Source organism: Polaromonas sp. YR568, assembly GCF_943372955.1.
Classification (GTDB): domain Bacteria; phylum Pseudomonadota; class Gammaproteobacteria; order Burkholderiales; family Burkholderiaceae_C; genus Polaromonas.
This window is the reverse complement of sequence record NZ_CALSAL010000002.1, coordinates 394,567-407,908: the sequence shown is the minus strand read 5'-3', so window position 1 is coordinate 407,908 and position 13,342 is coordinate 394,567. Positions and strand designations below refer to the sequence as shown.

General features: G+C 63.2%; 11 protein-coding genes. All 11 read right to left on the bottom strand.

Annotated elements, in window-relative coordinates; translation table 11 throughout:
• Positions 1 to 35: 35 nt before the first annotated feature.
• The 11 genes from AAG793_RS07830 to sdhA all read right to left on the bottom strand — a co-directional run bounded on the left by AAG793_RS07830 (position 36) and on the right by sdhA (position 13,303).
• A complete protein-coding gene (locus AAG793_RS07830; RefSeq protein ID WP_341906429.1) occupies positions 36 to 2,687 on the bottom strand; it encodes a FimV/HubP family polar landmark protein in 2,652 nt (883 codons plus the stop codon).
• Between the two features lie 312 nt (positions 2,688 to 2,999).
• Entirely contained in the window at positions 3,000 to 4,166 is a 1,167-nt protein-coding gene (asd, locus tag AAG793_RS07825) for an aspartate-semialdehyde dehydrogenase (protein ID WP_341906427.1), read from the bottom strand.
• Between the two features lie 309 nt (positions 4,167 to 4,475).
• A complete protein-coding gene (leuB, locus tag AAG793_RS07820) occupies positions 4,476 to 5,546 on the bottom strand; it encodes a 3-isopropylmalate dehydrogenase (protein WP_341906425.1) in 1,071 nt (356 codons plus the stop codon).
• Positions 5,547 to 5,613: 67 nt separating this feature from the next.
• Entirely contained in the window at positions 5,614 to 6,267 is a 654-nt protein-coding gene (gene leuD, locus AAG793_RS07815) for a 3-isopropylmalate dehydratase small subunit (protein WP_341906423.1), read from the bottom strand.
• Positions 6,267 to 6,395 carry an entericidin A/B family lipoprotein gene (locus tag AAG793_RS07810; protein WP_341906422.1) on the bottom strand — a complete coding sequence of 43 codons (129 nt, stop codon included), beginning with the start codon at positions 6,393 to 6,395 and terminating at the stop codon, positions 6,267 to 6,269. The genes leuD and AAG793_RS07810 overlap by 1 nt, the downstream gene beginning before the upstream one ends.
• A 27-nt stretch (positions 6,396 to 6,422) precedes the next feature.
• Positions 6,423 to 7,844, bottom strand: a complete 1,422-nt coding sequence (gene leuC / locus AAG793_RS07805) for a 3-isopropylmalate dehydratase large subunit (RefSeq protein ID WP_341906420.1) — start codon at positions 7,842 to 7,844, stop codon at positions 6,423 to 6,425.
• A gap of 24 nt (positions 7,845 to 7,868) precedes the next feature.
• Entirely contained in the window at positions 7,869 to 8,837 is a 969-nt protein-coding gene (locus AAG793_RS07800; protein ID WP_341907659.1) for a LysR family transcriptional regulator, read from the bottom strand.
• Positions 8,838 to 9,035: 198 nt separating this feature from the next.
• Positions 9,036 to 10,346: a citrate synthase gene (gene gltA, locus AAG793_RS07795; protein ID WP_341906418.1), complete on the bottom strand. Its 1,311-nt coding sequence runs from the start codon at positions 10,344 to 10,346 to the stop codon at positions 9,036 to 9,038.
• 40 nt (positions 10,347 to 10,386) lie between these two features.
• Entirely contained in the window at positions 10,387 to 10,713 is a 327-nt protein-coding gene (locus AAG793_RS07790) for a succinate dehydrogenase assembly factor 2 (protein ID WP_341906416.1), read from the bottom strand.
• 32 nt (positions 10,714 to 10,745) lie between these two features.
• The gene (locus AAG793_RS07785) at positions 10,746 to 11,450 is read right to left on the bottom strand and encodes a succinate dehydrogenase iron-sulfur subunit (RefSeq protein WP_341906414.1); all 705 of its coding nucleotides are present in this window, start codon (positions 11,448 to 11,450) and stop codon (positions 10,746 to 10,748) included.
• 59 nt (positions 11,451 to 11,509) lie between these two features.
• A complete protein-coding gene (gene sdhA / locus AAG793_RS07780; protein ID WP_341906412.1) occupies positions 11,510 to 13,303 on the bottom strand; it encodes a succinate dehydrogenase flavoprotein subunit in 1,794 nt (597 codons plus the stop codon).
• Between the last annotated feature and the right edge of the window lie 39 nt (positions 13,304 to 13,342).

The following is a 13,342-nucleotide window of genomic DNA, read 5'->3' as shown; positions in this document are numbered from 1 at the left end:
TCGGTGCGCTGGAATGCCCGGCGCTCACCACGCGTTCACGACAGGCCGTTCAGGAAGGCTTGGGCCTTGACTTTCAGCGGCCCGGTGGCTTCGGCAACCACCTCTTCGGCCAGAGAGCGGGCGCCGTCGGGGTCGCCCAGCGCGCGGAATTCTTCGGCCAGCTGGAACTTCGTTTCCAGGGGGTCTGAGGATGCCGCCGCAGCGTTCTGTGCCGGGCTTTCGGTTGTCGGGCCGAGATCAAGGGACAGCGAGCCCAGATCGAACTCGAGCATGCCACTGTCTGCAGCCGCCGGTGCGGGCGCAGGGGCTGGGGCCGGCGCAGGTGCTTTGGCTACGACCGGTTTGGCAATGGGTTCCGGTTTGAAATCCAGTCCGTCGGTCGGAAACTCCAGATCAGGCAGAACAGCCGGGGCGGCCGCCACCGGCGCGGGTGCCTGCAGCACCGGTGCTGGTGGGATCGATGCCGTCGGCGCTGGGGCCGGTGCGCGGGGTGGTGCAGCCACCAGTGGCATGGCCGGTGCAGCAGCGGCCATGGATGCCATCGCCGACGGGCTCAGCGGCGCTGCGCCAGACATCGGTGAGGCTGCGGTGTCAGGCTCGTCGTCACCGAGCGAAAAATCAAGATCGAGATCGACGTCGACCGCCGCGGCAGGGGCCGCGGGCTGCGATGCGACAGGGGCCATTGCTGGCGGCACGATGGCTACCGTGGCCGCCGGATTGAATGATTTGCCTGCGCCATCCGGACGGCCGCCTGGCTGGTACAGCGCATTGGTCGCATCCAGCTCGCGGCCCATTTCCGTGATGTAGGCCCATTCAGGACCGTTGCCCTGCGTGATTTGGAAGGCCTGGGTGGCCACGCTTTCAAAGGCTTTGCCGTCGTGCCTCTTGGCGTAGATTTCCAGTAGTTTGGTGTAGATGGCCACCCGGCTTGGCGTGGTGCGCATGGCCTCTTTGAGGATTTCCTCGGCCTGCAGGTCACGCCCGTAGGCGAGGTACACATCGGCTTCTGCGACGGGATCGACATCACCCGCAGCATCAAGCTGGCTGGGGGAATAAACCAGAGAGGAGCCGGTGGCTGCGCCTTCGCTGGTGTCAATTCGCTGACCACCACTGGCACCGAAGAATGAATCGGGCTGCAGGCGGCTTTCGAGGAAAGAGCTGTCGACCTGCGCGTTGCTGTTGTGCTTGCGGTAGCGGTAGAAGATGAGACCACCGAGCAACAGCAGGATCGCGGCGCCAACAGGCAGGAGCAGCGGGTTCTCGAGCAGGTCGTCCAGCAGGCTGGGCTCAGGCAGTGGAGCCGGCGCAGGCTTCTTGGCGGCGACCGGCGCCGCTGCGCTGGCTGTGGCGGCAGGCTGAGGTGCAGCCGGTGCAGGTGTTGCGGACGCAGCGGGTGCAGGCGTCGGTACGGAAGCAATGGGTTCGGAGGTCGCGGCGACGGGCACCGGCGCGGGGCTGACGACTGGCGCTGGCGCAGCGGCCACAGGCACGGGCAGTCCAGGCGCGGGTGAAGTGGCGGCGGGCGCAGCAGGCGCCGGGGCGGCGGCTGCAGGCGCAGCGACAGGTGCGGTAGCGGGGGCTGGTGCAGCAGGGGCTGGCGCCGTCAGTTTGTTCAGGTCGCTGATGTTCTTGGACAGCTCAGCCACCCGGGTGGCGGCATCTTTGGCCTGGCGATCCCTGGCAATCTGATCTTCTGCAGCGGACTTGCCTTGAACGGCGCCTTTGGACAGCGTGAGTTTGTCGGGTGTGGCGCCGGCCGGGGCACGATCTTCCACCTTGGCCTGCACCCTGCCGCCTGCCTGACGGTCGGCCTCGCCCACCTGGGTGGTCGGTGCGCCCGCTGCCAGCTTGCGACGGAAGGCATTGAAGTCTTGGCTTTGCGCGACGATGGTCCGGCTGGCCTCGCCTGCGTCGATGGTGCTGGCAGTTTCAGCCGTCGGCATGTCGAGCACGGCACCGGCCTTGAGCCGGTTGACGTTGCCGCCAATGAAGGCATCGGGGTTGCTGCGCAGCATTGCCACCAGCATCTGGTCCAGCGAGACGCTGGGCGACTTGTTCTGTGCAGCGATTTTTCCGGCGGTGTCGCCGGCGCGCACCGTCACCTGCTTGTCGCCGGCTGGCATCCTCTCGGGTGCAGGGGCTGGCGCCGGTGCGGGTGCCCGCACGACCGGTGCCTTGGCCGTGGTGGAGGGGCGAACCGGTGGCGGGCTGGAGGGATAGACCGGCAGCGGCGCTGGCGCGGCAGACGACAGGGCCGGGGCCACAGGAGCCATCGGAGCGACGGGTGCGCTGCTGCCAGCGCGCAGGCTCGGCGGATCAAACAGCATGGTGTAGTCGCGGGAAATGCGACCGGACGCCCAGCTGGCTTCCAGGATGACGTCGACAAATGGCTCAGTGACCGGGCGGGTGCTGGACAGACGCAAGAAGGAACGGCCATCGGCCCGGCGCTGGAGGTTGACCTGAATGCCGGTCACCACGTTGGTGTATTCGAGACCTGCCGCCTTAAAGGCGTCGATGGAGGCCACGCCGGCTTTCAGGCTGGCGGCTTCTTCTGTGCTGATGTCCGTGATTTCGACTTCTGCGCGCAGGGGCTCGCCCAGTGCGGACTGAACGGTGACGCGTCCGAGCGACAGTGCATCGGCATCCAGCGAGGTCAAGCCGCCCAAAAGCGCCACAGCCGTGGCCAAGGCGCCCAAAGTCCAGCGACCGCTATGTTCGGATGGGGAGGAAGTTGCCGGAGCCCGGTCTGCGTGTAACTTTGTTCTGCTTGAGCGCACAAAAACCTCGATGCATATTTTCGAAAAACAACCTTAACATCAAGGCATTACGCTGACAAGCTAAGACTCCACTTAAGTTCTGGCGCCACGAGTTAGCATCAACTTACAAGTTTTGGATGTTGTCTGACCACAACGTCTTGTCACAGGTCGTTACGGCTCGATGTTACCGCTTCGAGCGTCGCCAGCCGGGCTCCCGTGCCGGCGGCGACGCCCGGGAGGCGCTCAGGCGTCGATCAGGATACGCAGCATGCGGCGCAGCGGTTCGGCCGCACCCCACAACAGCTGGTCACCCACGGTGAAGGCGCCCAGATATTCCGGTCCCATGGCCAGTTTGCGCAGGCGGCCGACCGGAATCGTCATGGTGCCGGTTACGGCGACCGGAGTCAGGTCCTTGATGGAGGCTTCCCGCGTGTTGGGCACGACCTTCACCCAGGCGTTGTCAGCGGCAATCATCGCCTCGATGTCAGCCAGCGGAACATCTTTCTTCAACTTGAAAGTCAGCGCTTGGCTGTGGCAACGCATGGCGCCGATGCGCACGCAGAAGCCGTCGACTGGCGTAGCGGGTGTGCCAAAGCCGGCGCCCTGGCCGAGGATCTTGTTGGTTTCAGCGCCGCCTTTCCATTCTTCCTTGCTCATGCCCCACTCGGCATCGTCCGAGTTCTTCCCGATACCGAGGTCCTTGTCGATCCACGGGATCAGAGAGCCACCCAGCGGCACGCCGAAATTGGCGGTTTCGCTGGCGTTCAACGACTGTTGCTTGCCGAGGATGCGGCGGTCAATTTCCAGAATGGCGGATTTGGGGTCGTCGAGCAGCGCCTTGACCTCATGGTTGAGCGTGCCGAACTGCGTCAGCAACTCGCGCATGTGCTGGGCGCCACCGCCTGATGCGGCCTGGTAGGTCATGCTGGTCATCCACTCGACCAGCCCGGCTTTGTACAGCGCGCCCACCCCCATCAGCATGCAGCTGACGGTGCAGTTGCCACCGATCCAGTTGTTGCCGCCCTTGGCCAGTGCGTTGTGAATCACCGGCAGGTTGACCGGGTCCAGGATGATGACGGCGTCGTCCTGCATGCGCAGGGTCGAGGCGGCGTCGATCCAGTGGCCTTTCCAGCCAGCGGCGCGCAGCTTGGGGAACACCTCGGAGGTGTAATCGCCGCCCTGAGCGGTGATGATCACGTCACACTTCTTGAGTGCCTCGATGTCAAAGGCGTCTTTCAGGGTCGTCTCGTTTTTGGCCTGCGCCGGGGCCTTGCCGCCCGCGTTGGAAGTTGAGAAGAAGACCGGCTCGATGAGGTCGAAGTCGCCCTCGGCCTGCATGCGGTCGATCAGCACGGAGCCGACCATGCCGCGCCAGCCGACGAGTCCGGTGAGATTGCCTTTGAGTTTCATGGAACTGCCCCTTCAGAAAGTGCGAAATGCGACTTTTGGGCCCGGCTCATCGAGCCGGCAGGGCACGACGAACCAGGCTTGCTAGCCTTTAATGGTGGTCGTTTTGGTGGTCTGAACAAAAGCCGGCGCGGCGCCGATTGCGCGCGAGGCGGCAATGGAGCGGGTGAAAGCGGGGCCTTTGGACATCCCCCGATTGTAGCCAGGATTCGGGTTTTCCCGGCTTCAGGCAGCACTGAAACAGCGGCGCTGGCCGCATTTTCAGGGGCCAGTGCTGCAAAAAAACGTCAAGCCGACAACGACAGGGAGACTCTATTTCAGCGCTGCGACTACGGCATCACCCATCTGCGCCGTGCCGACTTTGGTTGTGCCTTCGCTGTAGATGTCCGGCGTGCGCAGGCCTTGCGTCAACACGGCATCAACGGCTTTCTCGATGCGCGCGGCGGCTTCGGGCTGGTTCAGGCTGAAGCGCAGCATCATCGCGGCGCTCAGGATGGTGGCCAGTGGATTGGCCACACCCTTGCCGGCGATGTCGGGTGCGCTGCCGTGGCTGGGTTCGTACAGACCCTGGTTCCTGTCGTTGAGGCTGGCCGAGGGCAGCATGCCGATGGAGCCGGTCAGCATCGCGGCCGCGTCCGACAGGATGTCGCCAAACATGTTGCCGGTCACGACCACGTCGAACTTCTTTGGTGCCTTGACCAGCTGCATCGCGGCGTTATCCACATACATGTGGTCGAGTTCGACATCGGGGTACTGCTTGCCGATCTCGGTAACCACGTCTTTCCAGAGCTGGAAGGTTTCCAGCACATTGGCCTTGTCCACACTGGTTACGCGCTTGCTGCGCTTGCGCGCCGCCTGGAAGGCGACATGGGCGATGCGCTCGATCTCAGGGCGCGAGTAGCGCATGGTGTCAAACGCTTCTTCCGAGCCAGGGAAGTGGCCGTCAGGCGAGACACGCCGGCCGCGAGGCTGGCCGAAGTAAATGTCGCCCGTCAGTTCGCGGATGATGAGGATGTCCAGCCCCGACACCAGTTCGCGCTTCAGGCTCGACGCATCGACCAGTTGCGGGTAGCAGATGGCCGGGCGGAAGTTGGCGAAGAGGCCCAGGTTTTTGCGCAGGCCCAGGATGGCTTGCTCGGGGCGCAGCGGGCGGTCGAGTTTGTCGTACTTCCAGTCGCCGACCGCGCCGAACAGCACAGCATCAGCTTCTTTGGCCAGCTTGAGCGTGGCTTCCGGCAAGGGGTGACCATGGGCTTCGTAGGCGGCGCCGCCGACCAGCGCGCTTTCAGTTTCAAATTTGAGGTCGAGCGCGTTCAGTACCTTGACGGCTTCAGCGACGATTTCGGTGCCGATGCCGTCACCCGGAAGAATTGCGATTTTCATGTGGCTCTTTGTTGAAGCGCCACACCCTGAGGGCGGGGCGTGGGCAGGATGAAATGGCCGGGCTGGTTCAGCCGACGACCGTGGTATGCGCCAGCCAGGGCTTGGTGGCCAGACGCTGTGCTTCGAAGGCCCTGATCTTGTCGCTGTTGCGCAGCGTCAGGCCGATGTCGTCCAGGCCGTTGATCAGGCAGTACTTGCGGAAGGCCTGCACCTCGAAAGGCAGCTCTTCGCCCTGCGGCTTGACGATGACCTGGCGCTCCAGATCAACAGTCAGCTGATAGCCTGGGAAGGCCAGCGCCTCGTCAAACAGCTGGCCGACTTGCGTCTCGCTCAGCACGATGGGCAGCAGGCCGTTCTTGAAACTGTTGTTGAAGAAGATGTCGGCGTAGCTCGGCGCGATGATGCAGCGAAAGCCGTACTGGTCGAGCGCCCACGGGGCATGTTCGCGCGACGAGCCGCAGCCGAAGTTCTTGCGCGCCAGCAGGATGGAGGCGCCCGCATAGCGCGGCTGGTTCAGCACAAAGTCTGGGTTGGGCTTGCGTGTGGTCGGGTCCTGGCCGGGAAAGCCGGCGTCGAGGTAACGCCACTCATCAAACAGGTTCGGGCCAAAGCCAGTCTTGCGGATGGATTTGAGGAACTGCTTGGGGATGATGGCGTCGGTGTCGACGTTCTCGCGGTCCATCGGGGCCACGAGGCCCTTGTGCACGGTGAATTTTTTCATTATTTTTTCGCGGCATTCTCAATGGCCGAACCGGCCTTTTGCACATCCTGACCCACACCCCGGAAGGTGTTGCAGCCCGCGAGAACCAGGCCGAGGCAGACGACGAGCAGAGTGGTGATCTTCTTCATGGAGCTTCTCCTTGGGTAGTGGTGGGGTCAGACAAATTTCCGAATATCAACAAAGTGTCCATGCACCGCTGCGGCCGCGGCCATGGCGGGGCTGACGAGATGGGTACGACCACCAGCGCCCTGACGGCCTTCGAAGTTGCGGTTGCTGGTGGAGGCGCAGCGCTCGCCGGGTTCCAGGCGGTCTGCATTCATGGCCAGGCACATCGAGCAGCCGGGCTCGCGCCATTCGAAGCCGGCAGCGACAAAAATCTTGTCGAGGCCTTCGCGCTCCGCCTGTTCCTTCACCAGACCCGAGCCGGGCACGACCAGCGCCAGTTTGACGTTCTTCGCCACTTTCTGACCAAGCTTCTTCACAACGGCAGCGGCTTCGCGCATGTCTTCGATGCGGCTGTTGGTGCAGGAGCCGATGAACACCTTGTCGATGTACAGATCGTTCAGCGCCTTGCCCGGTTGCAGGCCCATATAGGTGAGCGCCCGCTCGATGGCGCCGCGCTTGTTGGCGTCTTTTTCTTTGTCGGGATCGGGCACGCGGTCTTCAATCGAAAGCACCATCTCGGGAGACGTGCCCCACGTCACCTGCGGCTTGATCTGGCTGGCGTCAAGCTCCACCACGGCGTCGAATTTCGCATCCGGGTCCGAGTGCAGGGTGTTCCAGTAAGACACAGCCACGTCCCATTCGACGCCGGTGGGGGACAGCAGACGTCCCTTGACGTAGTCGATGGTCTTCTGGTCCACCGCCACCAGGCCGGCACGGGCGCCGGCTTCGATGGCCATGTTGCAGACCGTCATGCGGCCTTCCATGCTGAGTGCGCGAATGGCCGAGCCGGCAAACTCGATCGTGTAGCCGGTGCCGCCAGCGGTACCGATCTTGCCGATGATGGCCAGCACGATGTCCTTGCCGGTGAGGCCGGGGGCCAGCTGGCCTTCGACCTTGACGAGCATGTTCTTCGCTTTTTTGGCCAGCAGGGTTTGCGTGGCCATCACATGCTCGACCTCGCTGGTGCCGATGCCGTGCGCCAGCGCACCGAAAGCGCCGTGGGTGGAGGTGTGCGAGTCACCACAAACCACCGTCATGCCTGGCAGGGTGGCGCCGCTTTCGGGGCCAATCACATGCACGATGCCCTGACGCTTGGAGAGGAAGGGGAAGAAGGCCGCTGCGCCAAATTCCTTGATGTTGGCGTCGAGCGTGGTGATCTGTTCCTTGCTCACCAGGTCGGTGATGCCGTCGTAGCCCAGCTCCCAGCCGGTGGTGGGCGTGTTGTGGTCGGCCGTCGCCACGATGGAACTGATGCGCCAGACCTTGCGGCCGGCCTCGCGCAGGCCTTCAAAAGCCTGCGGGCTGGTGACTTCATGGACCAGGTGGCGGTCGATGTAGAGGATGGACGTGCCGTCCTCCTCGGTGTGGACAACGTGTTCGTCCCAGATCTTGTCGTAGAGGGTGCGTCCCATGGTTTTCCTTCGTGGTCTTCGATTTTAGGCGGGCGACAGAACACCTGCCGGTGTGGTTTTTGCGGGGTTGCCAGCGGGCTCAGGCAGGCGGGTCAGGTGGTCGACCAGCAGCCGCGCCGTGAGTGGCAGGGTGGAGAAATCGCGGGCGACCAGCTGTATCTGGCGCTCCGCCCAGGCGTCGAGCAGCGCAACGGCTTCGAGGGCGCCCACGCCGTGCATCAGCTCGAAGGCGCGGCGTGGCATCACGCCTACGCCGAGGCCGTTGTCGATCATGCGGCACATGGCGTCCAGCCCGGTCACGTGAATGCGCAGCCGGATGGTGCGGCCCATGCTGGCGGCGGCCTCACGCATCGCCAGATGGATGGAGCTGTTGGCATGCAGGCCCACATGGTCGTCATCCAAGGTGTCGGCAAAAGCCACCGGGCCCTGACCGGCAAGCCGGTGGCCCTTGGGAACAATCAGTACGAGCTGGTCGTGCCGGTAAGGCAGCACCTGCAGCTCCCCGATACCGTGGGCGGTGTTGCAGACGCCGAGGTCGGCCGCGCCTTCCTGCACCGCCCGGACCACCTCGGTGCTGAGATGTTCTTCGAGGTCAATCTTGATCTCGCCGTGTTCGCGGATGAAGGCGCCGAGGTCTTCTGGCAGAAACTGCACGATGGCCGAGATGCTGGCGTGTACCCGCACGTGGCCGCGCACGCCGTCGGCATATTCGCTGAGTTCACCCTGCATCTTCTCCAGACTGAAGAGCACCGAGCGGGCGTGGTGCAGCAGGCTTTCGCCGGCCGGGGTCAGGTCCACGCCGCGTGCATGGCGGTACAGCAGCGGGGTGTCGAGCGTGGCCTCGAGGTCAGACAGGCGTTTGCTGACGGCCGACGCGGCGATGAACTCCCGCTCTGCCGCCCGGCCAATGCTGCCGAGCTCGCACACCGCCACAAAGAGCTGAAGCGAGGTCAGGTCAATGCGGCGGGCAAAGTTGCGTTCGGAGCTTTTGATGGACATGGCTTGGGGACATCGCTTTTCACGACGAATCGCGATTTTCCCATGCTGTCAGTGGCTTGGCCATCGCCAAATGCGATGGCTGACCTGCCCGAACATCGTCAATCCGCTGGTCAAGGGGGCGTGGTCAGACGAAAAAAAGCCCGCCGATGTGTGTCTGGCGGGCTTTCGGTGAGGCTGGCGCCTCGGGGAGGATCAGCGCTGGGCCATGGGCTTGACGTCGCGGGCGACGGAGCCGGTGAACAGCTGGCGTGGACGGCCGATCTTGTACTCGGGATCGCCAATCATCTCGTTGAGCTGCGCAATCCAGCCGACGGTGCGGGCCAGTGCAAAGATGGCGGTGAACAGCGACACCGGAATGCCAATCGCGCGCTGCACGATGCCCGAGTAGAAGTCCACGTTGGGGTAGAGCTTGCGCGAGACGAAGTAGTCGTCTTCCAGGGCGATCTTTTCCAATGCCATTGCCAGCTTGAAGAGGGGGTCGTTTTCCAGGCCCATCTCGGTCAGCACCTCGCGGCAGGTTTCCTGCATCAGCTTGGCGCGCGGGTCGTAGTTCTTGTAGACGCGGTGACCAAAACCCATCAGCTTGACGCTGGAGTTCTTGTCCTTGACCTGCTTGATGAACTCACCGATTTTCTCAATGCCACCCTGCTTCTGGATGTCGCCGAGCATGTTCAGTGCGGCTTCATTCGCACCGCCGTGGGCCGGGCCCCAGAGGCAGGCCACGCCGGCTGCAATGGCCGCGAACGGGTTGGTGCCCGACGAGCCGCACAGGCGCACCGTGGAGGTGGACGCATTCTGCTCGTGGTCGGCGTGCAGGATGAAGATGCGGTCCAGTGCGCGCTCCAGCACCGGATTGACCTTGTACTCCTCGCAAGGTGTGGCAAACATCATGTGCAGGAAGTTGCCAGAGTAGCTGAGGTGGTTCTTGGGGTACATGTAGGGCTGGCCCACGTTGTACTTGTACGCCATGGAGACCAGCGTCGGCATCTTGGCGATCAGGCGGATGGCCGCAATTTCGCGGTGCTCCGGGTTGTTGATGTCGGTGCTGTCGTGATAGAAGGCCGACAGGGCGCCGACCAGGCCGGTCATGATGGCCATCGGGTGGGCATCACGGCGGAAGCCGCGCAGGAAAAACTGCATCTGCTCGTTGACCATGGTGTGGTTGGTCACGCGGCTGACGAAATCCTTTTTCTGGTCCGCGTTGGGCAGTTCGCCGTACAGCAGCAGGTGGCAGGTCTCAAGGTAGTCGCAGTTGGTGGCCAGCTGCTCGATGGGGTAGCCGCGGTACAGCAGTTCGCCCTTGTCGCCATCGATGTAGGTGATGGCCGACTGGCATGATGCGGTGGACAGGAAGCCCGGGTCGTAGGTGAACATGCCGGTCTGCGCATACAGCTTGCGGATGTCCACGACGTCCGGGCCGACGTTGCCGTGGTACACGGGCAGGTCCACGTTGGGGCTGCCATCGCTGAAGGACAGGGTGGCTTTTTTGTCGGCGAGCTTCATGGGGTCTTCTTTCTTTCGTATCGGTGTCAAACTCAATTCATCACGACAGGACTGCCGCACCCGGTGCGGGCGCTGCGGGTCGCAACAACTTTAAGACTTCCAGGGCCTCGGAAGTAGAGGCAACAGTCTGGGCCGCGGGCTCTGCAAGTCCGGCCGGCTCCTTGCGTTTTAGCAACAGGTCCAGCAGGTCGTTGTCAGACAAGTCCATTAAATCATTCAAGCCTTTAGCCTGCCTGACGGTGAGTGTGGCTTCGTGGCGCTGAAAGAAGCGCTCAATGAGCAAGTCGTTCTCTAGCAAACCGCGACGGCAGCGCCACTTGAGCTTGCTCATGGCACGCTCGTCGAGCAGCACGTCATCGTGGTCCATGCAGATAGCCGGTGTCGGAACAGGAGGTGTGCTCAGACCGAGCGCAGCACCATCATTTCCTTGATCTTGCCGATGGCCTTGGTCGGGTTCAGACCCTTGGGGCAGACATCGACGCAGTTCATGATGGTGTGGCAGCGGAACAGCCGGTATGGGTCTTCCAGGTTGTCCAGACGCTCGGCGGTGGCTTCATCGCGGCTGTCGGCGATGAAGCGGTAGGCCTGCAGCAAACCGGCCGGGCCGACGAACTTGTCCGGGTTCCACCAGAAACTCGGGCAGCTGGTCGAGCAGCTTGCGCACAGGATGCACTCATAGAGACCATTGAGCTCGTCGCGCTCTTCGGGGCTCTGCAGGCGCTCTCTCTCGGGCGGCACGTTGTCGTTGATCAGGTAAGGCTTGATGGAGTTGTACTGCTTGAAGAACTGCGTCATGTCGACGATCAGGTCGCGCACCACCGGCAGGCCGGGCAGTGGCTTGAGCACGATGGTGCCGGGCAGGCTGCGCATGTTGGTGAGGCACGCCAGACCGTTCTTGCCGTTGATGTTCATCGCGTCGGAGCCGCACACGCCTTCGCGGCAGGAGCGACGGAAGCTGATGCTCGGGTCCTGGGCCTTGAGCTTCATCAGCGCGTCCAGCAGCATGCGCTCATGGCCGTCGAGTTCGACCTCGATGGTCTGCATGTAGGGCTTGGCGTCGGTGTCGGGGTCGTAGCGGTAAATCTGGAAGGTGCGTTTGGTCATGATGTTCTCGCTTCGGGTAACTGCTTGTCGCGTTTGGGGTGCCGTTTGGAGCGTATGCGTCAGAACGTACGCGTCTTCAGTGGCACGGATTCCACGGTCAGCGGCTTCATCTGCACTGGCTTGTAGGCCAGGCGGCTGCCTTCGCTGTACCACAGCGTATGCTTGTGCCAGTCGGTGTCGTTGCGGCCGTTCGGATGCTCTGGCGTGTCGCCGTAGTCATCGACCGAGTGCGCGCCGCGGCTTTCCTTGCGGGCTGCGGCAGAGACCATGGTGGCCTCTGCGGCTTCGATCAGGTTCTCCACTTCCAGCGCCTCGATGCGGGCGGTGTTGAAGATCTTCGACTTGTCTTTCAGGCCAATGCTGTTGACGCGGCCACGCAGGGCCTTGATCTTGGCGACGCCTTCGTCCATGTTGGCTTGCGTGCGGAACACACCCGCATGCTGCTGCATCGCTGCACGCAGGTCGTTGGCAACGTCTTGCGCGTACTCGCCGTCGGTGGCGCTATCGAGACGGGCGATGCGTGCCAGCGTCTTGTCGGCAGCGTCGGCAGGCAGTTCCTTGTGCTTGGTGGTCTTGTTGAATTCAACAATGTGGTTGCCAGCCGCGCGGCCGAACACCAGCAGGTCTAGCAGCGAGTTGGTGCCGAGGCGGTTGGCGCCGTGCACGCTGACGCAGGAGCATTCGCCCACCGCATACAGCCCATTGACCACCTGGCTCTGGTTGTTCGCATCCTGCGTGACGACCTGTCCGTGAATGTTGGTTGGAATGCCGCCCATTTGGTAGTGGATGGTGGGCACCACCGGAATCGGCTCCTTGGTGATGTCCACGTTGGCGAAGTTGTGACCGATCTCGAACACCGAAGGCAGGCGCTTCATGATGGTCTCGACGCCCAGGTGGGTCATGTCGAGGTTGATGTAGTCCTTGTTCGGACCGCAGCCGCGGCCTTCCTTGATTTCCTGGTCCATGCAGCGTGACACGAAGTCGCGCGGTGCGAGGTCTTTGTAGGCGGGCGCATAGCGCTCCATGAAGCGCTCGCCATTGCTGTTGCGCAGGATGGCGCCTTCGCCGCGGCAGCCTTCGGTGAGCAGCACGCCAGCACCGGCCACGCCAGTGGGGTGGAACTGCCAGAACTCCATGTCTTCGAGCGGAATGCCGGCGCGCGCTGCCATGCCCAGGCCGTCACCGGTGTTGATGAAGGCGTTGGTCGAGGCGGCAAAGATGCGGCCGGCACCGCCGGTGGCGAGCAGGGTGGTCTTGGCTTCGAAGATATGCAGGTCACCGGTTTCCATTTCGAGGGCGGTCACGCCAACCACGTCGCCTGCGGCATCGCGGATCAGGTCCAGGGCCATCCACTCGACAAAGAAACTGGTTTTTTCCTTCACGTTCTGCTGGTACAGCGTGTGCAGCATGGCGTGACCGGTACGGTCGGCGGCGGCGCAGGCGCGCTGCACAGGCTTTTCGCCGTAGTTGGCGGTGTGGCCACCGAAGGGGCGCTGGTAAATCGTGCCGTCCGGGTTGCGGTCAAACGGCATGCCCATGTGTTCCAGGTCGTACACCACCTTCGGTGCTTCGCGGCACATGTACTCGATGGCGTCCTGGTCGCCGAGCCAGTCGGAGCCCTTGACGGTGTCGTAGAAGTGGTAGTGCCAGTTGTCTTCGCTCATGTTGCCGAGCGAGGCGCCAATGCCGCCCTGGGCCGCCACGGTGTGCGAGCGGGTCGGGAATACTTTGGACAGCACGGCCACGTTCAGGCCGGCACGGGCCAGCTGCAGCGAGGCGCGCATGCCGGAGCCACCGGCGCCGACAATGACGACGTCAAATTTGCGCTTGGGAAGATTGGATGTAGCGGTCATGTTGTTGGGGTCTCTGGATTCAGATACGGCCGGGATGGG

What these genes read in the sequence shown, in the direction of transcription:
- asd (WP_341906427.1), bottom strand. Translation starts at nt 4,166, where the DNA reads ATGAAACTCAAAGGCAATCTCACCGGACTCGTCGGCTGGCGCGGCATG.
- leuB (WP_341906425.1), bottom strand. Translation starts at nt 5,546, where the DNA reads ATGAAAATCGCAATTCTTCCGGGTGACGGCATCGGCACCGAAATCGTC.
- leuD (WP_341906423.1), bottom strand. Translation starts at nt 6,267, where the DNA reads ATGAAAAAATTCACCGTGCACAAGGGCCTCGTGGCCCCGATGGACCGC.
- AAG793_RS07810 (WP_341906422.1), bottom strand. Translation starts at nt 6,395, where the DNA reads ATGAAGAAGATCACCACTCTGCTCGTCGTCTGCCTCGGCCTGGTTCTC.
- leuC (WP_341906420.1), bottom strand. Translation starts at nt 7,844, where the DNA reads ATGGGACGCACCCTCTACGACAAGATCTGGGACGAACACGTTGTCCAC.
- gltA (WP_341906418.1), bottom strand. Translation starts at nt 10,346, where the DNA reads ATGAAGCTCGCCGACAAAAAAGCCACCCTGTCCTTCAGCGATGGCAGC.
- AAG793_RS07790 (WP_341906416.1), bottom strand. Translation starts at nt 10,713, where the DNA reads ATGGACCACGATGACGTGCTGCTCGACGAGCGTGCCATGAGCAAGCTC.
- AAG793_RS07785 (WP_341906414.1), bottom strand. Translation starts at nt 11,450, where the DNA reads ATGACCAAACGCACCTTCCAGATTTACCGCTACGACCCCGACACCGAC.
- sdhA (WP_341906412.1), bottom strand. Translation starts at nt 13,303, where the DNA reads ATGACCGCTACATCCAATCTTCCCAAGCGCAAATTTGACGTCGTCATT.